The sequence below is a fragment of the Pedobacter humicola genome (genome assembly GCF_056490705.1).
In genome coordinates, this window is record NZ_JBWJIG010000001.1 from 12,551 (window position 1) to 33,126 (window position 20,576).

Sequence of the window (20,576 nt, forward strand, 5' to 3'; positions counted from 1 at the left end):
TTATACTGAAGAATATTAGCGTCAACAACATAATAAACCCAATGAAAAATCTTATTTTAAAGAACAGTATCACGCGTTATACCAAAAAGCATATCCTTCTGGTAGATGGAGGATTAAATCTCGGTAAGTTACTGAACTTCATTTTGGCTCCTGAATATAGGCTGACCATCAAAACCAGCGGAATTGATGCATTGAGCTGGCTTGAGGAGGGTAATGATCCCGACCTAATTATTTCTAGCTTAAGGATGCCCTATTTTGATGGGAGCACGTTTATCCAGAACCTCAAGTGCAGCGGGTTCTACCGCAACACCCCAATAATGGTACTTTCAGGAGAAGAAAATCTCGAAGAAAAAGTGAAAAATATGTCTTTTAGGATCGATAGTTATATGGAAAAGCCTTTCGACCCCACAGTTTTGAAGAATCAGATAAGCAGATTGATCGCATAATGAACACTCCGAACATAGATAGTGCTGTGGCTAATGTCCGTTCAGTATATTTTGGTAAATTATTGAGGGACGTCATGTTTGAATGTCTGGGAGGCTGCACCAAAGAACTTATTTTTATTGATGACTTTCAGTCATATATCCAGCAGCAAACTTTTTTAAGTCTTCCAGATCTGGTGATGATTGAAGTGGACGAAAACCCGGAGTGGTTTAACCAGGTTTCTTTTATCAGAGACCATCCTATACTGAGTCATCTTATTGTTGTACTCATTGGAAAGAGCGAAAATGCCGACTGGAGAAAGAAAGCACTTCGGGTTAGGGCAAACGATTATTATGTCTATCCCTTTCCGCAATCAGATTTTATTTCCAGGATCGCTTTTTTGGTTAAGTTCAAAGCGGTTAAACCTAATGTACTCGAAATTTCTGCGGAGATGCAGGAAAGCTATAAGATGCCTTTAAGCAAACGGGTATTCGATATCATCGCTTCTGGAATAGCCTTACTTTTATTGTCACCGCTATTTATCATTATCGCCATGATGATCAGGCTCGAATCTAAAGGCGCCATCATCTATAAAAGCAAACGCGTGGGCGCAGGTTACAGAATATTTGATTTCTATAAATTCAGGTCTATGCGCAATGATGCAGATAAGATGATTGCCGAACTCTCTTCGCTGAACCAATATGCAAACGAAGGAAATAAAAATGGAAAGTCGGCTTTTATAAAGTTTACGAACGATCCAAGGATTACCAGGCTCGGTAAGATCCTTCGTAAAACAAGTATTGATGAGCTTCCTCAACTGGTTAATGTTTTTATCGGCGACATGTCGCTGGTAGGCAACAGGCCACTTCCTCTGTATGAAGCCGAGCAACTTACCACCAATAAATGGTCGTCGCGCTTTAACGGCCCTGCTGGCTTAACCGGTTTGTGGCAGATCAGCAGAAGAGGCAAGAAAGAAATGTCGGAAAGTGAGCGTAAAGAACTTGATAATTATTATGCGAATCATTATTCTATTTTCCTCGATTTCAAAATTATATTAAAAACCATTCCAGCGCTGATCCAAAAAGAAGAAGTTTAAACGGATCAGTTACAAATTACACAAAAATCATATGAAAAACATTTCAGTTATAGCCCTTTTATTATTCGTGCTGGGCGGAGCAAGCGTATCAGCCCAAGAGTCAATCCTGAGCCAGGTGAACAAAACCGATATTGAGCAGTATATCGCTTTGGCAAAACAGAATTATGTAAAGCGGAAAATCCAGGGTGTTTCTACAGAGGCACTGAAGAACGACGTCACTATGGCGAAAATATCTTATCTGGATATTTTTAATGCATCCTATTTCTACCGTCCGCAGAACAATACGGTAATCGATCCTGTAAATCCCTACAACATCAATGGTTTCCAGTTCGGGGTTAACATCAATCTGGGTGCCCTGCTCCAAAAGCCGTATATGGTAAAAAAAGCGAAAGCAAATTATAAGGTTGCGCAGCTGGAGGCATTAGATTTTGACACACAGCTGGTTGTTGAGGTTAAAAAAAGATATTATAATTATCTGCAGGAAAAAGCGCGTTTGAAAGTGCTTACCCAGAGTGCCTCCGATAGTAAAGGTGTGGCGGAAAGTTTAAGAAGGAAATTTGAGCGCAGCGAAACCTCACTTGAAGTGTTCAACCAATCGAGGGTTACACAATCGAGTGCCGAAACCTTAAAGGTAGAAGCTGAAGGCAATTACCTGAAAGCAAAAGATTTATTAGAGGAAATTATAGGACAGGAGATCCCTGAAGGAAAATAAATATGGTAATGGATTTGAAATTGTTTTTGCTGCGTGTTTCCAGGTTAAAATGGCTGATCATATCATTGCCCGTATTGGCCATAGTGATCTCTTTTTTACTGGTGAAAAATCTTCCGAAAAAGTACGAATCAGTTGCACAGATTTCGACTGGTTTGCTCGATCCTTCCAAAAAAGTGATCAGCAATGAAACTGTCGATTTTTTTGCAGTGAACCAGCAGTTCGCCAATCTGGTCGAAAAATTCACCATGAAGAGAATGGTCAATTTGCTTACTTATAAGCTGATTATCCATGATCTTGGAGATCAAAAAAATGCATTTAAACGCCTTCCTGAATCTTTATCGTCAAAAAGTAGTATTGAGCTGCAAAAAATATCAGCGCTTTTTGAGCGAAAACTGGCTGATAATGCACTGTTAACACTTGATGATGACAAGGGCGCTATAAAATTATTCAGTATCGCAGAGGATATGGGCTATGGGGAAGAAAAGGTGAGAGATGGTTTGGAAGTATCACATGCGGCAAACAGTGATCTGCTTTTGGTCAGCTTTACTTCTGAGAACCCGGCATTATCTGCCTTCACAGTGAATACATTATCTACTGAATTTATCAGCAGCTATAGCAACGATGTATCCCTGAATCAAAACTCCTCAGCGAAAATCCTCGATTCAATGCTCTTGAGCAAGAAAAATACGATGGATGCCAAAAATAAACTGCTGTCGAATTTTAAGCGCACCAAAGGGGTGCTGAACCTGGATGAACAATCGGCAACGGTTTACAACCAGATTTCACAATACGAAGCCCAGCGTGCCGAAGCCATGCGGGTAATCCAGTCGAATGCAGGGGGGGTGGCAACAATCGAAAGCAAACTCCAGGGTAACGACCGGTACATTAATGGAAGCAGCAAAGCCAGCAACCGGGAGATCGTCGAACTTAAAAGACAATTGCAGGTGGCCAATAACCTTTTTATTGATGGTGGGTTTAAACCAGCCATGCAGAAAAAAATTGATTCCCTGAACAGACTGATCAATATTAAAAGTGCAGCAAACATGGATGAGAATGTGATTGATACGCGGGTATCTAAGCAGGATCTTGTTCAGCAAAAAGTAGGGTTGGAAGTTTCCTTACAACAGGCCAGGAGCAGTATCAGAACAATCGATCATGAGCTACAGATTTTAAGGGGACGTTATAGTAGCATGGTACCCTTTGATGCAGATATACAGAATTATCAGCGCGATGCGGAATTGGCGACTAAAGATTATATGTTGGCACTCGACCGGTTTAACGCCGCAAAAACCGATCAGAAATTAGGATTGAACCTGGAAATTGAACAAGTGGGTTTACCCGGAAATCCAAAGCCTACCAAAAAAGGCTTATACATTGCCGGAGCGGGTACAGGTACTCTTGCGCTTTGCCTGGGCTTTGTATTTCTTTTGGTGGTGGCTGATTCATCAATCCGTAATCAACGGAGTTTAGAGGCCGTTACCGAAAGTGTAGTGATTGGCAATGTGAATGAAATAGAAGGAACGGAACGCATCGCCAGAAATATTTGGGGCGATAAATCAGGTGACGGAAAGTATCTCGTATTTAGGGAACAGATCAGGTCGCTGAGATTTGAGATCGCCTCCCAAATGGAAAAGAATGGTAGTAAGATCCTGGGCATTACAAGCTTGTCTGCTGGAGCGGGGAAAACTTTTTTAAGCCATAGCATTGCCTACGCCTTCGCCTTAACCGGTAAAAAAGTACTTCTGATTGCTGATGAACAGCTACAAACACTGTCTAATGAAAAAGGACTGGTTGCAAATTTGAGCTTCCAGAATTTTCTGATCAAAAAGAAATTCCATACGGAAGATCTGATCACGGTGATGACTAAAAGTATTGAACGCAATTCATTGCTCGAAATCCAAAATGTAAGCAATCTGAAAGACGGTTTTGAAGTGCTTAAAAAGGAATTCGATTACGTAATTATTGATGTAAACAGTTTAAGGGAAGTGAATATTTCGAAGGAATGGTTATTGTTTACAGAACAAAATATTGCCCTATTTGAGTATGGTGGTAAAGTTAATGAGGCGGACCGTCCGCTGATCCGGTATATCAGAGAGCAACCAGGTTTTATGGGCTGGGTATTCAACAAGGTAAATGATGTTAAATAACAAGCCCTTTAACAAAAACGGTTTACGACACTAATGAAGCGGTACTTATATTATTTTCTTGTAGCGTACTGCTTTTTGTTGTTTTTGTTCTCCCGGGAAATTGGTGGACTGCCTTACGGTCTGATTATTGATATTTCCTTTGTCGCAATCCTGATTACGGCGATTGCCACTACGCCAAAAAAAGAGTGGGATGGGCTTAATGTCAGTTTATTTTATGCGCTGTTGCTGTGGTTATTGGTTAGTTTGTTAGAGGGTTTTAACCCAGGTTCGAGCAGCTTGGGCTGGATCAATGAAATCCGTAGTACCGCCATATATCCTTTTGTAGCCGTGCTTCTGGGGCTGGTGATTTTCAGAACCCGTAGAGACCTGGATCTATTTCTTATCCTGGTACTGGCATGCTCAACACTGGCTTCATTAAACGGGATTAAACAGCTTTACCTCGGTCCAAGCGATAATGAACGTAAATTTTTAGTGGAGAATGCCAGCACCCATCTTTTATGGGGGCATCTGCGTGTGTTTTCTTTTTACAGTGATGCAGGACAGTTTGGTGCATCTCAGGCCCATATTGGGCTTATGGCCATCATTCTTTCCCTGGCGCCAATCAAAACCTGGAAGCGGATTGTACTTTTTTTATGCGGTGCAATCAATATATATGGTATGCTCATCTCCGGTACGCGTGGTGCATTGTTCGCAATTGTTGTTGGTGGTTTTGTGGCTATTGCATTGGGTAAAAACTATAAGGCGCTTCTGTGTGGAGGCTTTTTGGTAGTTGCACTGCTTGGCATATTAAAATTTACAACAATTGGAGACAGTAATTATCAGATTTATCGGTTACGTACGGCGATGAACCCGGAAGACCCCTCACTAAACCTCAGGCTTTCCAATCAGCGAAATCTTGCCCTATATATGCAGGATTATCCATTTGGTAACGGACCCGGGGTTACGGGATATTATGGAAAACTCTATAATGAGGATAAGTATCTTTCGAGGGTTGAGCCCGATAGTTATTTTGTTAAAATCTGGATGATGTACGGTGTTGTAGGGCTTACTATCTGGTTTAGTATAATGATGTACATTTTAGGAAGTTGTTGCGGTATTGTTTGGCGAATAGAGGACAAGGTGTTAAAAACAAAAATGATAGCCCTTACCGCGGGATGCGCAGGCATTTTATTCTGTAGCTATGGTAATGAGGTCATGAACCTGATTCCCAGCTCAATTGTAGTGTATCTTTCCTGGGTATTTATCTACAGATCGCCATTATTAATCCCGGGTAAAGAAATTTTAACTTAAATATATGCCTTTCGAATATTTTATCATTCCCGGAATTATTTGCCTTTTAGTGGGCTTTTCAAAAGCCAAAAGTATTTATTCATCAAAAAAACTGTAAATAAGACTATGATTTTAGATGTTTTATGGCTGATGTTTCAGCTTTTGATCGGTTACAATCTGGTTCTTCCAATATTGCTGTATGCAGGATATCTATCGGTAAAGAAACGTACTTTGGTAAAATTAAATAAAGTGGAATATGACTATGCTGTAATTGTAACAGCCTACGAACAAACTGATCTTTTACCGGCTGTGGTGAGTTCCCTGTTAAAAATGGAATATTCCAATTACCTGATTTACCTGGTCTGTGATAATTGTGATGTCTCCGATCTTCATTTTAGAGATGAACGTGTAATTTTGCTCCGTCCCGAAAAGGTGCTGGCCAGTAATACCCGTTCGCATCTTTATGCCATTGCTCATTTTAAACGCGAGCATGAACTGTTAACCATTATTGATAGTGATAACCTGATAGACCGCCGTTACTTAAAGGAACTTAATGTGTTTTTTGACCAGGGCTTCGAGGCGGTTCAGGGTCTGCGAAGATCTAAGCAGTTGGGAACCACCATTGCATCGCTTGATGCTGCAAGGGATCTCTATTATCATTTCTTTGATGGTAAAGTGATGTTTGCCTTAGGCTCTTCAGCCACACTTGCCGGTTCGGGTATGGCTTTTAAAACATCTCTTTATGTCGAATCTTTTATCAATCATGATCTTCAGGGAGCAGGTTTTGATAAAGTTTTACAGGCAAAAATAGTATCTAAAAATCTTCGCATCGCTTATGCGCCTGCAGCGATAGTTTATGATGAAAAAACAGCGAACCGCACACAACTGGAAAATCAGCGGTCGCGCTGGATCAATACCTGGTTTAAATATTTTAGTCTTGGCTTTTCCATTATCGGCCGCGGGATTGCCAATCTCAGCTGGAATCAGTTCCTGTTTGGTACAATCCTCTTGCGTCCGCCACTTTTCCTGTTTATCCTGCTTTCTATACTCTGTTTTATAATCAACCTCTTTCTTGGCGGCATAGGCTTATGGTTGTGGATTGGCGGTCTTTTGGCCTTTGGTATGAGCTTTTTTGTAGCGCTAAGACACGGCAGGGCCAATAGAAATATTTATTTGGCCCTGGTGGGTATCCCGTCTTTTATATTTGTACAGCTCCGTTCGCTCATGCGCGTCAGGCATGCTAATAAACGTTCGGTAGCAACCCGGCACATCATCAAATAACCTAACCAGAAACGGACTTGAAAAACCAGAACATCATCATTGTGGGGCAACAGCCCTGGGATACAGAGATCGGTAGCAACTGCAAAAATATCGCGCTCGAATTTTCCAAACAGAACCGGGTGCTGTATATCAACCCACCACTCGACCGGATCAGCAGGATGCGGCACGCTGGCGACAAAAAAGTTCAGAAACGCCTGTCGGTCATTCAGGGCAGGCAGAGTGGGTTGGAAGAAATCAACCCCGGGCTCTTCACCCTTTATCCAGATTGTCTGATCGAATCGGTAAACTGGTTGCCCGGGGGATTAATCTTTAATGCAATTAACCGGTTGAACAATAATCGGTTTTACCGTTCTGTACGGTCTGTGATCGAAAGTTTAGGTTTTAATGATGCGATACTGTTCAATGACGGTGATATGTTCAGAAGTTTTTATCTCATCGAATTATTGCAGCCAACGGCCTCCATTTATTATTCGCGGGATAACATGATTGCCACTTCGTATTATAGAAAACATGGCCTGGCCTTGGAGCCTCTTTTGATCGCGAAAAATGATCTCTGTGTCGCAAATTCCGAATATCTGGCGGCATACTGCCGAAAATATAACCCCAACTCAGCCTATGTAGGGCAGGGATGTGATTTTAACCTTTTCGACCATTTTCTACAGAACCCGTCACCAGCACTGCCACACAGTTTTTCAGGCCCCGTAATCGGTTATGTAGGCGTACTTACCTCAGCAAGACTGGATATTGACCTTATTGCAGGGATAGCCAATCAACGGCCTGATTGGAATATCGTATTAGTAGGGCCGGAAGATGCGGATTTTATGGCCAGTGCGCTCCATCAGCTAACAAATGTCCATTTTATAGGGGCCAGGCCTACTGAAGAGCTTCCCATGCATATTAATGGTTTTGATGTATGCTTCAATCCTCAGTTGGTAAATGCACTTACCATTGGAAATTATCCCAGGAAGATTGATGAATACCTGGTGATGGGCAAACCCACTATCGCTACGGCTACCCCTTCAATGGATGCATTTAAGGAACATGTTTATCTGGCAGAAGATGTGGAAGGGTATATTGAAGGTATCGAAATCCTGCTCGGTAGTGATACTCCGGAAAAAGCAGGTCAAAGAGCTGATTTTGCACGATCCCACAGTTGGCAAAAATCTGTTCAGGAGATCTATAATGCCCTGGCCTTAGTTATGGAAGAAAAACGATCAGCTTTTTGAATCAACATAGCCAGGTTTTTAGCCATGAGGTTTTGAAGAGAGTATGGGCAGTACTCTCCGTTTTATGAAATTTTTTGCGTAAAATATTTAGACTAAAGCTTTCGCAATGGTGGCTGAGCAATAATATCGAAATTATACTTCACCTGTCTGTAGGTATCCCTGATCAGTTTAATGAATACTCCTTTGCTTTCCCGCCAGCTCACTCTAGTCATGGTACTAGGTTCCTGTTCTGAGTTTTTCTGAATAAGAAGCCTGCTGAAATCGTTGTAAAACAAGCCCTGAGCCTTGTTCTGTAAGAAAGAGATACACATTCTGTATTCTGTCAGATCGCCTTTCAAACCTTCGGGATACCTGCCAAACTTTTGAAAGAAAGTTGATCTTCTCAGGTGTGGATGGTCCGAATAAAGATAGATTTTAGTGTAATCTGTTCCAAAAGTAGGGTGGTACATCTGCGAAAAATGCGCATCATAGGGCTTTAGATATGCGTATGGAGAATAGGCGTAGAACCGGATGATGTCCAGTTCTTCTTTTTCTTTCATATGGTTCAAACCCTGTAAAAACTGATGGGGAAATTCATTGGAGGGTTCAAAATCCTCCTGGATATACAGGGTATAAGGTTTGGTAACTGCATCCTGGCCTTTGTTGATGTTATGGCCCAGGCCTCTGTTCACCGGCGTGGTGATGAGTTTGAAGCCAAAAGATTTTTGGAGTAACTGGAGATTAGCCAAATGTTCATCCTTGCTTCCGTCGTCTGACACAACAATTTCGCCAAAGCTACATTTTAATTCTTTTAGCCTTCGGAGCAGATTGCCGAGTGAAACGCTTCTATTGTAATGGGTAATGAGCAGTGAAACCTGGAAAAAAGTGTACATATTGATGAAATAAATCTTTAAATTTTTTTTGTGTCGTGCGGCTTGTGTGGAGTAAGCAATGAAAGTAATTTTTTTGATTCGATGGAAATCCTTGATAAGAGTGCCTGTCCGAAACTTCCATCGCGCTGCAAGGTACGTGGTGCTGTCCAGGCACGTGAACGGTTCAGTTTAAGCTGGCGTACCTTTCCGAACTGCATCAGGTCGAAACAGAGCCGCCCGTCTTCTCCTCTAACATTCACCATCACATAGCCAACTTTCATTCCATATTCGCGGATATACCCCATGCTAATGCCAAAGGCATTAAGGTAAGGGCGTTTTACATGTCTTAAAGCGGCAATCCCATCCTTCATTTTTTCAAGCATGGCCAGTTTCCATCTTGGGAAGCCCGGCTCGGGGATAAAAGAGTAGCGGCCATACACACAAACAGTACCCGGGCTGCTCAAAACAGCTAGCATATCATCAAGCCAGCACGCTGGGTAGATACAGTCTGCATCCGCGAGTAAAATGTATTTTCCGCTTGCATTTTCCATACCCAACTGCCGGGCTGGTCCACAGCCCTGAATCTTCTGGAAATAACTTTTAATGTGCAGTTTATCCAGCGTTTCCTGTGTGGCGTCGGAAGAGTTATTGTTCACCACGATTATTTCGATGGGTATCTTGGTGGCCAGATCGGCTAAGCTGGCCAGGTTACGGATAATATTAAGCTCTTCGTTCCAGGCAGCAATTACAATGCTCACCAGTGGGGCTCCCGTCTGCAATCTATCAAGTTTTTGATTGATTTCCTTAAAAAGAGCATCGGGTACCTCAGCTGTTTTCGTGAAGGAAAAATCGTATTTATTGATCCAGTTTGGTGTATGGAAAATATTGTTCATCGTATGCCTTGCTTTCTTATTTATTTGAGCTAAAATCGTAATCAACGTAAATTTCTTGCCTGCTTAAGTCCAACAGTTATAAACCTGGCGATTTCGCGGTAACCGCTGAGGTAACTGTTGATCAGGGAAAACTTTTTAAAGTCTTTATTGATATAGTAGTAGGATATTCCTATTGCCGTAATGGTTGGGAAGAAAGTTCCGATTACGATGCCATAAACATTTCCAAGAAGATATACACCAAGGAAATCGGCCGACAGGTTCACCACCAGCATTACCATCACTTTCATGAAATTGATATGGGGCTTATGGATCGCATCAAGTGCAACGCTCATAAACCGGTCTGCAGGGTAGAGTAGGGCGAATGTGGTAAAAATCCTGAAGATATTTATCGCTGTATCACCCGCTGGAGTATTGTTGTACTGGCCACCACCAATAATGCTCATGGCCAGGCCTGCGGCGATATAGGCCACTACAAGCACCGGGAACAAACAGATGGTGATGGTTCCGATATACTTTTTCATAATTTCGATTACCTCTTTTCTGTTGCCATTGTTATAGGCTTTTGATAGTGAAGGCATCGCTGTTGCCACAAAACTCCTTAATGGTATTTCGACCACTTCCATCAGGCGTTTACCGAGGTTATAAATGGCAAGTGAAGAGGGGCCGAGCATGAAGTTGATGACAAAAGTATCGGTCACGCCAAAAAGACTGCTGCTGATGGATGTTCCCACAGTATATTTTCCGAAATCAAAAATCTCTTTGATGCAGTCCTTTTGTTTTTTGAAAAAATAAGCAATGCCCGACCAGCCCATAAAAAGTGTTAACAAACTGGTGAGCAGGGTAGCGGCAATATTGGCCATCATGAGGTTCTGCAGGGAGTTTAGGTGTAAGATGTTGAGGATAACTAAAAATGTGATCAACAAAAGCACCTGCGACATCCTGATGTATAAAAGTGTATCAAACCTCAGTCCACCTTGCGCAATGCACATGGCTACAACCATCGGTAGGGAACAGAGCAGATTTATGGCGTAGTATTTAATGAAAAAGGCCAGGCTCTCATCGGTACTGAAATGGCTGAAAAAAAGTAATGGGATATTGATTGCTACCAATACCAGTGTAATAAGTGCTGCGATATACCAGGTAGAACCAATTACCTCCTGGCCTTTTTGTGGGGTAGCACCTGCATAGAACTTTACAAATGCCGTGGTCAGAAACCCCTGTCTGAACGTATCCAAAAAGGAAAGCAACGCCTGAAAGAAAAACCAGATGCCAATTTCCTTAATGCTTAACGACCGGTACAAAATGGCTGTAAATAGGAAAGTAAGCAGTGACATTCCCCCGGTACCCATTAAGGATAAGAAGTGTATATTTTTTAACTTAGAAATTAATTTCATTCAATGAAATAGTATTTATCTTGCATATTGAGCAGCCCACAGTATATCGGTGCTATATCTTAACATTGATCAAAACTACTCATCCCAAAGGGCTATGTAAATAGCCCTTAAATACTAATGGAAGCATCGGTTTAAGGTGTTAATTTTGGATATGTTTCTGATAAAAATTATTGAGGCATTGCCGCGGTTCGCCGGGTAGTATTTAATATGGACACACAAGTAAAAATATCAATCCCGGCCTTCAGGTTTTGGATCTTTTAATATGGGGATAAGAAAGTATATCCTTCAAGACTGGAAAGCCAATCTGGCCAATCCTACAAAGGGCAAATATATCGTAGTTCTTTTTAGGATTGCACAGCTCATTGTTAAACGTAAGGTGACCAAGATTCTCTTTTGCTGGTACCTGTTGTTTTACAGGGTTTTTATCGAATGGTTTATGTGCGTAGAACTTAACTGGAAAACTTCAGTAGGTGGCGGCTTCCAGCTTTGGCATGGCAGTGGGGTGGTAATCCATCCCGATACCGTTATCGGTGCCAACTGTTCGGTACGTCAGTGTACCACAATCGGGGTTAAGCAGGATTTCAGCGCATCTGGTATCGTTAAAGCACCTGTAATTGGTGATTCAGTAGACATCGGCTGTAATACCGTTATTATTGGAGATATCAATATCGGAGATGGGGTAACCATAGGCGCAGGTTCGGTGGTGGTAAAATCCATTCCGGCAGGTGCCGTAGCTGCGGGGAACCCGGCAAGGATCCTCCGCAGTAGTTAATTATCTGAAAGCCAGAACCAGCTTTTTCTCTATTTTGTTATAGATCTTTTTTAGATTACTCACTGCATCACTTTTCAGGCTGTAGTTTGCCCATTTCGTTTGGTTCAGGTAATGAAAAAACTTCATCTTGAACTCTTCCTGACCTGAGTAACCCTTGTAAATTGGTTTCATGCCGGTAAAGTGGATCAGGTATGGGCTAGCCGTATGGTTCTTTGCAAACCAGTTCCATAAGGGATCAAGCTCAAACCAGTCTTCATTAAAAATAACATTCAATGTGTACTGCTCCGCAAAATTAAGATGTTCAGCGTTTTCCGCTGCACAGGCAAAAGCCCTGGCCGTAATGTTCCGCTCGCGCCAGCGCTGCGGTTTAAGCAACATCATGCCTGCATTCAGGTATTTACTATTTGGATTGAGCCCAAGTTCTTTATAATTATTGATTCCTCCCCATGGAGAGCTCACCACGCCCGAAAGATCCGGTACTGCACCCAGATCATAATCTCCTATATCGGTATGCCAAAGTTTGGAGATGTCGTCAAGCACAATCATGTCTACATCCAGGTAAATAGCTTTTGTGGCTTCCTGTGGAATAAAATATGGGATACACAGGCGCATATAAACGTTGGCGGGGAAAGAGGATTTATCTCTCGGTAGTTTAAACTGTTTCGGCAAAGCTTCCTCTATGGGGATCCAATGTAAGGTCAGTTTAGCGGTCGACAGGCTGGAGATAACCTTAAGCCTGTTTTTTTCGCTGATGTGATCAGATACAATATACAGGTTGATTTCTTCACCAGAATGGTGATTTTCTTCTAAAGACTTTAACATTGCCGCCATTAATACTACAAATTGGTTGTCGCAAATGGTTACAAGGGTTATACTTTCAGGTTGATGCATAATGGATTGTTAATGGCTTATATTGTTTTAGCTAAAGATTGATGAGTAGTTTGGGTTTGGACCTGGGAAATCAACTTTCTTCCTATACTGTTGTAGTAATAACCGAGTTCGGTCATTTTCTCCAGATCAAAAAGATTTCTGCCATCAAAAATTATTTTTTCCTTTAGCAGATTTTCCATTTTTTCAAAATCCGGGTTTCTGAATAGCGACCATTCGGTGGCAATCAATAAGGCATCTGCACTTTCAAGCACGGCATATTGATCTTCGGCATACGAAATCCGGTCGTTGAATATGGCCTTTACATTTTCTTGTCCCTCCGGATCAAAAACACTGATGCTGGCGCCTTTTTTTAACAGGGTTTCGATCAGGTAAAGTGCCGGAGCTTCTCTGATGTCGTCCGTTTCGGGTTTGAAAGAAAGTCCCCAGAGTGCGAAATGTTTTCCTGAAATATCATTTTTGTAATACTGTAGCAGTTTATCCGCCAGGATTACCTTTTGCTTTTCATTTACCGTAATTACCGACTTCAGGATCTCGAAATGGTATTCGTGTTCATCGGCAGATTTTACCAGCGCCTGCACGTCTTTTGGAAAACAGGATCCACCATAACCAATACCTGGGAACAAAAAGCGTTTGCCAATCCGCTCATCGGTACCAATACCCCTACGTATAGCATCTACATCGGCACCAACCAGTTCGCAGAGGTTTGCAATCTCGTTCATAAAGGTGATTTTGGTAGCCAAAAATGAATTTGCAGCATATTTAGTCAGTTCTGCTGAGCGTTCGTCCATAAAAATAACCGGATTTCCCTGGCGCACATAAGGTGCATAAAGCTCCGACATCATTTTTTTTGCCCGCTCACTGCTTGTACCGATTACCACACGATCTGGTTTCATGAAGTCTTCCACAGCAACACCTTCCCTCAGAAATTCGGGATTGGAAATTACATCAACCTCAACTGTGGTGATGCTTTTGAAAACGGCCTTTACCTTATCCGCCGTTCCTACCGGAACGGTCGACTTGTTTACGATAACTTTATAACCGGTAACCAGCAGCGCGATATCTTTCGCAGCGCCGAGGATGTAGGAGAGATCGGCAGCACCATCTGCTCCTGGAGGGGTAGGCAGGGCCATAAATATAATTTCGGCATGTTGTACCGCAGATAACAGATCTGTGGTAAACTGTATCCTTTTTTGGAGGATATTGCGGTGAAAAAGCAGTTCGAGCCCGGGTTCATAAATGGGCAGTTCACCCTGCTGCATCTTTTCTATCTTTTGGGCATTGATGTCTACACAGATCACATCGTTTCCTGTTTCTGCCAGGCAGGTTCCTGTCACTAATCCGACGTAACCTGTGCCGATAACTGCAATTTTCATGTTTTTTATGGTTAATAGCGTTTAATTTTAAACTGGAATGGCTTGTTTCCATTGCTTACGAAATTAGGATTGAAAGCAGCTTTAAGAAATAGCCCTTTAATACCAAAAGATTTTGTTCTCATCAATCGGGTCAGGCGCTTTTCCGTTTGGAGCGTTCCCAGGCTGCACTCTGATTTTGGTTAATGTATCTAACAATCCCTGCGGCTACGGCATAGTTCATCATGCAAAAATAATAGGGGATAAAAAGGGGTTTGATCCTGATATTTTTCCTTTCCATCAAGAGCCCGAATAAGGCTAAAGTATAAAAAACGCACTGTGCAATCAATAGGAGCGTATAAAACTGATCTCCATGGCGGGATACAATCCAAATATTTGCCAATAAGGCCAGGACAAGGAGGAAAGGGGTGACCGTCCATCTTAATACCCTGTGCGAAAGATACTGAAAGGTTAAAACCGGATAGCGAAATGGGTTCGCGGCAACTTTAAGCCTAAGAATCGACTGGATTCCTCCTGCAGCAATCCGGATCTTTCGCTTAAGCTCTTCAGTGGTATTTTCTGAGGCGGTTTCGCTGGCATAAGCTGCAGGTTCGTAGGCAATCAGGTAGCCTTTTTCGGCAATCCGCATCGCAATCATGTGGTCGTCAATAATCGTGTCCGACTCAATAGGTTCGTATAAAGAAGCGCGGATGCTGAAGAGTTCGCCAGCAGCACCAACGTTTGAATATAACTCATAATCCCATTTTTTAAGTCTCGACTCATATTTCCAGTAAAAACCTTCTCCCGCAGAACTGGCATCAGCACACTGGTTCACCATAATCCGCTTCTCGCCTGCAACGGCGCCAACTTTTTTATTCTGGTAATGTTTCACCAGCTCACGGAGTGCCTCGCGGTTCAAAAAAGTATTCGCATCAGAAAAGACAATGATTTCACCTTTCACATTTGGCATTGCTCTTTTAATCGCTGCCATCTTGCCATGGCGACCGGCATTATGCATCAGCATAATCTCTTCATAAGGATAAATGAGGTCGGGAGTTTGGTCTGTAGATCCATCCGTGATGAAAATGATCTGTAACAGTTCTTTCGGATAATTTAAATGAAGCGTGTTTTTGATTTTATCTATGATTGTGGCTTCCTCATTCCAGGCGGCTACCAATAAAGTAACCGTAGGTAAAGACGCATCGGCCTGGAAGTTTCTAGCTTTGGAAAATGACCGTTTAATTTTGATGAGGATATAAAGCAGCATTCCGTAACCAACAAAAGTATAGGTTACGATAAAAAGACAGGTCCAGAGGAAAATAATCATTTTTAGCAGATATGGATTAAACCGGCAGCATCATTTGATAGACTAAAATTACCTTGTTGCCGATTGGCACGAAGGTAGGCTTAGTATAACTGTTCACCAATAGTCCTTTAATACCATTCTATGGTATGCTTTTTATAAAGGACGATGGTATGGAATTCTTGGAGATATGGTCTCCCAAATGGTTTTTTGAATGGGATAAGTTCCATAACAGCGCCTTCATTACAAAAGGAATCAGATCAGATCTTCCTTTCCATATATAGCCAATCAATTGTTTTGGAATAGCGACCAGAAGATAATAAGCACTAAAGAGCATGACATTGATCAACCTGGTGTTGCGCCGCATAAATAACATCCGGTTGCGGGTATTGAAGTATGTTTTAACCGCACTTTCCTTACCTACACTCATCGATTCCTTATGAAGGATATGTGTTTTTCCCGTAAACCAGATTTTTTTACCCGCACGTTTAAACATTTCGCACCAGTCTAACTCTTCATAATACAGGAAATATTGTGCTGGCATCAAACCTATACGGTCGATATCTGTTTTTCTGCACATCATTGCAGCGCCATGGCAAAAGGCTGTTTCACAACTGGTATTGGCATATTGATCTTTATTTAGATCACCCAGGCCAATGGTTTTATTTCTTGCCGTAATCAAATTGATTGGCGTATAGCCGGCGTATTGAATAATATCCGGATCATCATGATACAGTATCAAAGGGGAGAGGATACCGATTTCGGGGCGGGCAAGCATTTCAGTGATAAGCTGTGCGATAAATCCAGAGATGAGTTCCGTATCGTTGTTGATCATCAAAATATAATCTCCGGTAGCTTGCTGTATACCCAGATTGTTGCCTCCCGCGAAGCCCAGATTTACCTCCGAACGGATATATTTTATTTCAGGATAACAGGCCCTGAACCGGGTTTCATGATCGATCTCACTGGCATTGTCAATCAGGATCACTTCGATTTCGTCAGCAACACAATTTTGTTTGATGGAATTTAACAGATCCAGGGTAACGCCGGGCTGATTATAGTTTACGGTAACGATTGATGTTAATGCCATTGCGGCAAACTTAGCTAAAGCTTATGCATCAGTCTATAGCCTTTTTGGGTAGTTTGCTTTAGCAGGACAGCAATAAGATTGGTCAAAAATAGACTAAGATTCAAGTCATGATATCGTGATTGTCCGTAAATAAAAGTTAATAGCTTGCCTTGATGAGGTGGATAACAAAACTCACTTATAAATAGCGATAAAAGGCTATATGGGAGCTGAAAGCCTCGTGTTAGTTTTGTCATTTAATTACTAACCACTTAAGTATTAAATATATCGCTATATGTTATACACTACCGCAATGAAAATCAAATCAAAATGCTTACTGATATTGATGCTGATTGTATGTACAAATTCGCTTTATGCACAGCAGATACTGCTGATTGGTTCGGATTCCAGGGAGGAAAATAAAAGAGGAAATGCAGATCTGATCATGGTGATCACTGTAAAAAACAAAGAGGTAAAGCTCACTTCCATTTTGCGCGATACCTATGTATACATTAAGGGTTATGGCAATCAGAAGATCAATGCAGCATATCGCTTGGGCGGACGAAAATTATTGATCTCTACGATCAATGCAAATTTTAAAACCAAGCTGGTGTCTTCCATCGTTACAGATTTTAACAATACGGCTAGAGTGATCGACTCCTTTGGCGGCATAACTTTAACCATTGATAAAGGCATCCACCATTATGTGAACAATTATATCGGGGAACAGGCTTATTTAAAAGGAGTACCGCTTTTGCCGCTAACCCGTACAGGGACAATTAAAATGACGGGCGACCAGGCGCTGGCCTATGCCCGTGTGCGGGTGGCCGGAACCTGTTATGATGATCATGCCAGGGTTGAAAGACAAAAAAATGTAACCAAGGCAGTGATTAGCTACGCAGTGAAAAATAAATCAGTCGCCTTAAAGAACCTATCTGATTTATGGTCGATGATTGATACCGACATTAATCTGAAGGACTACATTAAAACCTTCAGCTCATTTTTAAATAAACAGCGTTTGCCCCGATCGCAGGTATTTCCGAAGGCGGATTTGTACACCAATGAGCGGATAGATGGCGTTGGCCTTGTGCTCAAGATCAACAATTTCAGGAAGGCCTCTTATTATTTAAATAATATGATAAAATAATGGATCGTATTGCGCGATATGATGTGGCATTAAATGAATATGGATAACATGATAATTACATAAATGAGAAAAGGAAAAATACTGAGTCTTGATCCGGCCCTTGGACGAGGTTTGATTGAGGATGAGAACGAGCAGGAAATAATATTTAATTTGACAAATTTGAATACAAAGGTGGATGTAAGCGATGAAGTAATGTTCGAGATTGCGTTGAGTGTTTGTGGCCTGGTGGCAATAGATATTATGGTATTATAAGTCGAACTAAACCACCTTATTATTACCTAAAGTTAACGCTTACTGTGTGCGTTTCTTTTCCTCCTCACTGGCCGATGTTCTTTTTCTTGCGGCTGTTGGATTACCGCCCAACCGGTATGAGAAACTTAGCGTGGCACTGCGCGTATCATTCTGCTCATAAAAACCGTTGCGCTGATTTTCATAATCCACATCAATGCGGTAAGCATTTCCGTAAAATAGATCATTGATGGCCAACCTTAAAGTACCTTTGCCCTTTAACAGACTCTTGCTCGCACCAGCACTCACATCATAAAGCTGTGCAAGTTTATAAATACCCTGTATGGTAGGGGAAGAGTACCATGCGCTGATTTCTGCTTTCAGTCCATGTGTTTTGTTTAAGGTAAATGCGTGATTAGAACTGAGGTAAACGCCCAAAGCATGATAATCATAATGTGCCTGTAAATATCCCGACTTTTCCTGGCGATAGGAGCCCTGTGCATAATTGTTGATTTCCCACCAGGAAGCTGGCTTAATGGGAAAGGAAGCCGAGAAGCCCATTTCCTGACTTAAATCGAGGTTTCTTTGGGTATCATAAAATAGTTTTGTGATATTGTCCTGTACGGAGATATTGCTAAAATAATCAACTGTCCGTCTGAGATAGAATGAAATGTTATATTGCTGCTTATAGGTATAGCCCAGTTCACCATTGTATATAAAGGCAGGTTGTAACGCAGGGTTTCCTTCCAGGTAAGTGTAGGGGCTGGTGTAAGATTTAAAAGGGTTTAGCCTCCAGTATTCAGGTCTGCTGATTCTTGAATTGTAAGTGAGGTTTATTTCGTTGTCTTTATTCATTTTATAAAGCACGAAAATCGTTGGGAAAAGTTTGAAATAGTTCTTCCGATTGTTGGTATTTAATACCAGCGATTTGCCATTTGTCTGGGTATATTCGCCACGCAGGCCACCTTCAAAACTCCACTTACCTACATCTCCGGTAATACTTGCATACGCGGCGCTTATATTTTCTGCATATTCAAAGCGGTCGCTGTGGTTTGGTATCAACTCCAGGCCGGTAGCCGGATGGTTATAAAAATCAAAACTGTTGCGTGTACGGATACTGCTGTATTTCAGGCCTGATTCAAATGTCCATTTCTTCCAGAATTTATCGGTATAATCCAGTTTTCCTGAATAAATATCAATGTTCTGGTTAGATGGGGTAAAGATATGATAACTATCTGGAAGCAAATTTCCGGTACTCCCTGTACCATAGGTATCTACCTGCTGGCTGTTTTTGTTCTGGTAGGGCACATAATCCATATCGACGTTAATATTTCTTCCACTGGTATCCAGTTTGATCTTGTAATTCAGGTTAAAACTATATTGATATGCCGCTCCGGTAGAAATGTTTTGGGTATTGAGGATAGAATCAGGTCGTAGTGCATGGTTATTCACTATAGTCGTCAACGCCTGGTTCGGTCTGCTGTTGTTGCCATGATAACCATTTACCAAAATACCGATCACCTGTTTGCCGGTCAGGTTGTAATCCGCGCCAATTTTATAACTATTGGCATTCCCCAAACGTATTCCCGATTTATCATTCTTCCAGTCTGCATAGTTTTCCGGCGAATCGAAGATGATGTACTCACTTTCCGTGTGGTCTTTTTTACGCCTGCTGTAACCATAACTGCCATATATATTCAACTTGTCTTTTCGATAATTAAATACCATGCTTGAATTATAACTGCTATAGGTAGATTGGGTATAAGCACCAGATAGCACCACGTTAAAACCGTCGCCTTTTGGTTTTTTAGAAATAATATTGATTACTGCACCACCCTGTGCATCATATCTGGCTGTTGGATTGGCAATAATTTCAATTTTGGCAATATTATCCGAAGGCAGGCTCCGGAGATAGGCAGCCAGGTCTTCTCCAGATAACCTGATGGGCTTATCGTCCATATAAATCACTACTCCCTTATTGTTTGCTGTTACGCCCCCATCAAAACGTGTTTGTACACCCGGTGCTTTACCCAGCGCATCCCAAACCGTTGCACCACTGGCAACAATGCTATTTTCGACATTGAATATTACCCTGTCGATTTTTCGCACGATCAGCGGCTTTGAAGCGGATACCGTTACCTGATCGAGGGGTTTGTCGTCACTGATCATTACTATCGTCACTGAATCTATTGGAAGATTTATCACTTTGGTTATGTTTTTATATCCAACCGCATTGGCCTTTAAAACATAATTTCCTTTGAAAGGCTGCAGGAAACTGAACAATCCATTTTTTGAAGTCTGTATAGCCAGGGTCGAGTCAGCCCGGTGCAGGCTGATGGTTACTCCATCAATCGGTTCGCCGGTTTTATCGTTCACAAAACCTTTGTGCAATTGTGCTAATGTGATTAAAGGGAAAGAGAAAAGGAGGAGTAGGCTTAATTTTTTCATGTTCCAAAGCTAAATGCTTAGCATGTAAAGCAAAGTTAAGCTCGGTTAAATATGGTTAAATCTTCTGTCGATACTTCCAT

General features: G+C 41.7%; 18 protein-coding genes. 10 read left to right on the top strand and 8 right to left on the bottom strand.

Annotation, left to right across the window (positions count from 1 at the left end; all coding sequences use genetic code 11):
* Positions 1 to 41: 41 nt before the first annotated feature.
* From AC04Q1_RS00050 to AC04Q1_RS00080, 7 genes are all read left to right on the top strand, one after another.
* Entirely contained in the window at positions 42 to 446 is a 405-nt protein-coding gene (locus AC04Q1_RS00050) for a response regulator (protein WP_478360618.1), read from the top strand.
* Positions 446 to 1,519, top strand: a complete 1,074-nt coding sequence (locus tag AC04Q1_RS00055) for a sugar transferase (RefSeq protein WP_478360620.1) — start codon at positions 446 to 448, stop codon at positions 1,517 to 1,519. The genes AC04Q1_RS00050 and AC04Q1_RS00055 overlap by 1 nt, the downstream gene beginning before the upstream one ends.
* A gap of 31 nt (positions 1,520 to 1,550) precedes the next feature.
* Entirely contained in the window at positions 1,551 to 2,231 is a 681-nt protein-coding gene (locus AC04Q1_RS00060) for a TolC family protein (protein ID WP_478360622.1), read from the top strand.
* A gap of 8 nt (positions 2,232 to 2,239) precedes the next feature.
* Complete coding sequence (locus AC04Q1_RS00065) at positions 2,240 to 4,378, top strand: exopolysaccharide transport family protein (protein WP_478360624.1); 2,139 nt, start codon at positions 2,240 to 2,242, stop codon at positions 4,376 to 4,378.
* A gap of 33 nt (positions 4,379 to 4,411) precedes the next feature.
* Positions 4,412 to 5,668 (top strand): O-antigen ligase family protein, encoded by a 1,257-nt coding sequence (locus tag AC04Q1_RS00070; RefSeq protein ID WP_478360626.1) that lies wholly within the window; start codon positions 4,412 to 4,414, stop codon positions 5,666 to 5,668.
* Positions 5,669 to 5,773: 105 nt separating this feature from the next.
* Positions 5,774 to 6,928 (top strand): glycosyltransferase, encoded by a 1,155-nt coding sequence (locus AC04Q1_RS00075; protein WP_478360628.1) that lies wholly within the window; start codon positions 5,774 to 5,776, stop codon positions 6,926 to 6,928.
* 17 nt (positions 6,929 to 6,945) lie between these two features.
* Positions 6,946 to 8,154, top strand: a complete 1,209-nt coding sequence (locus tag AC04Q1_RS00080) for a glycosyltransferase (RefSeq protein WP_478360630.1) — start codon at positions 6,946 to 6,948, stop codon at positions 8,152 to 8,154.
* Between the two features lie 92 nt (positions 8,155 to 8,246).
* Here the strand turns inward: AC04Q1_RS00080 and AC04Q1_RS00085 are convergent, their stop codons facing one another.
* Genes AC04Q1_RS00085 through AC04Q1_RS00095 form a run of 3 tightly spaced genes read right to left on the bottom strand, consistent with a single transcriptional unit; the run spans position 8,247 to position 11,292 of the window.
* Positions 8,247 to 9,026 carry a glycosyltransferase gene (locus AC04Q1_RS00085; RefSeq protein WP_478360632.1) on the bottom strand — a complete coding sequence of 260 codons (780 nt, stop codon included), beginning with the start codon at positions 9,024 to 9,026 and terminating at the stop codon, positions 8,247 to 8,249.
* A 17-nt stretch (positions 9,027 to 9,043) separates the two neighbouring features.
* The gene (locus tag AC04Q1_RS00090; RefSeq protein WP_478360634.1) at positions 9,044 to 9,898 is read right to left on the bottom strand and encodes a glycosyltransferase family 2 protein; all 855 of its coding nucleotides are present in this window, start codon (positions 9,896 to 9,898) and stop codon (positions 9,044 to 9,046) included.
* Between the two features lie 41 nt (positions 9,899 to 9,939).
* Positions 9,940 to 11,292: a lipopolysaccharide biosynthesis protein gene (locus AC04Q1_RS00095; RefSeq protein WP_478360636.1), complete on the bottom strand. Its 1,353-nt coding sequence runs from the start codon at positions 11,290 to 11,292 to the stop codon at positions 9,940 to 9,942.
* A 262-nt stretch (positions 11,293 to 11,554) separates the two neighbouring features.
* Between AC04Q1_RS00095 and AC04Q1_RS00100 the strand changes: the two genes are divergently transcribed.
* Positions 11,555 to 12,064, top strand: coding sequence for a serine acetyltransferase (locus AC04Q1_RS00100; RefSeq protein WP_478360638.1), 510 nt, complete (start codon positions 11,555 to 11,557; stop codon positions 12,062 to 12,064).
* Here AC04Q1_RS00100 and AC04Q1_RS00105 read toward each other — a convergent pair whose 3' ends face one another.
* The 4 genes from AC04Q1_RS00105 to AC04Q1_RS00120 form a co-directional block, all read right to left on the bottom strand.
* A complete protein-coding gene (locus tag AC04Q1_RS00105; RefSeq protein WP_478360640.1) occupies positions 12,065 to 12,955 on the bottom strand; it encodes a glycosyltransferase family 8 protein in 891 nt (296 codons plus the stop codon).
* 17 nt (positions 12,956 to 12,972) lie between these two features.
* Complete coding sequence (locus tag AC04Q1_RS00110; protein WP_478360641.1) at positions 12,973 to 14,328, bottom strand: UDP-glucose dehydrogenase family protein; 1,356 nt, start codon at positions 14,326 to 14,328, stop codon at positions 12,973 to 12,975.
* A gap of 130 nt (positions 14,329 to 14,458) precedes the next feature.
* Positions 14,459 to 15,631 carry a glycosyltransferase family 2 protein gene (locus AC04Q1_RS00115; protein WP_478360643.1) on the bottom strand — a complete coding sequence of 391 codons (1,173 nt, stop codon included), beginning with the start codon at positions 15,629 to 15,631 and terminating at the stop codon, positions 14,459 to 14,461.
* Positions 15,632 to 15,749: 118 nt separating this feature from the next.
* On the bottom strand, positions 15,750 to 16,697 hold the full coding sequence (locus AC04Q1_RS00120) for a glycosyltransferase family 2 protein (RefSeq protein WP_478360645.1): 948 nt from the start codon (positions 16,695 to 16,697) through the stop codon (positions 15,750 to 15,752).
* 289 nt (positions 16,698 to 16,986) lie between these two features.
* Between AC04Q1_RS00120 and AC04Q1_RS00125 the strand changes: the two genes are divergently transcribed.
* Positions 16,987 to 17,820: an LCP family protein gene (locus AC04Q1_RS00125; protein ID WP_478360647.1), complete on the top strand. Its 834-nt coding sequence runs from the start codon at positions 16,987 to 16,989 to the stop codon at positions 17,818 to 17,820.
* Positions 17,821 to 17,883: 63 nt separating this feature from the next.
* Positions 17,884 to 18,072: a hypothetical protein gene (locus AC04Q1_RS00130; protein WP_478360649.1), complete on the top strand. Its 189-nt coding sequence runs from the start codon at positions 17,884 to 17,886 to the stop codon at positions 18,070 to 18,072.
* Positions 18,073 to 18,111: 39 nt separating this feature from the next.
* Here the strand turns inward: AC04Q1_RS00130 and AC04Q1_RS00135 are convergent, their stop codons facing one another.
* Positions 18,112 to 20,496 carry a TonB-dependent receptor gene (locus AC04Q1_RS00135; protein ID WP_478360652.1) on the bottom strand — a complete coding sequence of 795 codons (2,385 nt, stop codon included), beginning with the start codon at positions 20,494 to 20,496 and terminating at the stop codon, positions 18,112 to 18,114.
* Positions 20,497 to 20,576: the final 80 nt, after the last annotated feature.

Coding starts and splice junctions, on each gene's coding strand:
- AC04Q1_RS00075 (WP_478360628.1), top strand. CDS start 5,774: ATGATTTTAGATGTTTTATGGCTGATGTTTCAGCTTTTGATCGGTTAC.
- AC04Q1_RS00070 (WP_478360626.1), top strand. CDS start 4,412: ATGAAGCGGTACTTATATTATTTTCTTGTAGCGTACTGCTTTTTGTTG.
- AC04Q1_RS00130 (WP_478360649.1), top strand. CDS start 17,884: ATGAGAAAAGGAAAAATACTGAGTCTTGATCCGGCCCTTGGACGAGGT.
- AC04Q1_RS00055 (WP_478360620.1), top strand. CDS start 446: ATGAACACTCCGAACATAGATAGTGCTGTGGCTAATGTCCGTTCAGTA.
- AC04Q1_RS00115 (WP_478360643.1), bottom strand. CDS start 15,631: ATGATTATTTTCCTCTGGACCTGTCTTTTTATCGTAACCTATACTTTT.
- AC04Q1_RS00110 (WP_478360641.1), bottom strand. CDS start 14,328: ATGAAAATTGCAGTTATCGGCACAGGTTACGTCGGATTAGTGACAGGA.
- AC04Q1_RS00125 (WP_478360647.1), top strand. CDS start 16,987: ATGAAAATCAAATCAAAATGCTTACTGATATTGATGCTGATTGTATGT.
- AC04Q1_RS00100 (WP_478360638.1), top strand. CDS start 11,555: ATGGGGATAAGAAAGTATATCCTTCAAGACTGGAAAGCCAATCTGGCC.
- AC04Q1_RS00090 (WP_478360634.1), bottom strand. CDS start 9,898: ATGAACAATATTTTCCATACACCAAACTGGATCAATAAATACGATTTT.
- AC04Q1_RS00120 (WP_478360645.1), bottom strand. CDS start 16,697: ATGGCATTAACATCAATCGTTACCGTAAACTATAATCAGCCCGGCGTT.
- AC04Q1_RS00060 (WP_478360622.1), top strand. CDS start 1,551: ATGAAAAACATTTCAGTTATAGCCCTTTTATTATTCGTGCTGGGCGGA.
- AC04Q1_RS00105 (WP_478360640.1), bottom strand. CDS start 12,955: ATGCATCAACCTGAAAGTATAACCCTTGTAACCATTTGCGACAACCAA.
- AC04Q1_RS00085 (WP_478360632.1), bottom strand. CDS start 9,026: ATGTACACTTTTTTCCAGGTTTCACTGCTCATTACCCATTACAATAGA.
- AC04Q1_RS00065 (WP_478360624.1), top strand. CDS start 2,240: ATGGATTTGAAATTGTTTTTGCTGCGTGTTTCCAGGTTAAAATGGCTG.
- AC04Q1_RS00050 (WP_478360618.1), top strand. CDS start 42: ATGAAAAATCTTATTTTAAAGAACAGTATCACGCGTTATACCAAAAAG.
- AC04Q1_RS00095 (WP_478360636.1), bottom strand. CDS start 11,292: ATGAAATTAATTTCTAAGTTAAAAAATATACACTTCTTATCCTTAATG.
- AC04Q1_RS00135 (WP_478360652.1), bottom strand. CDS start 20,496: ATGAAAAAATTAAGCCTACTCCTCCTTTTCTCTTTCCCTTTAATCACA.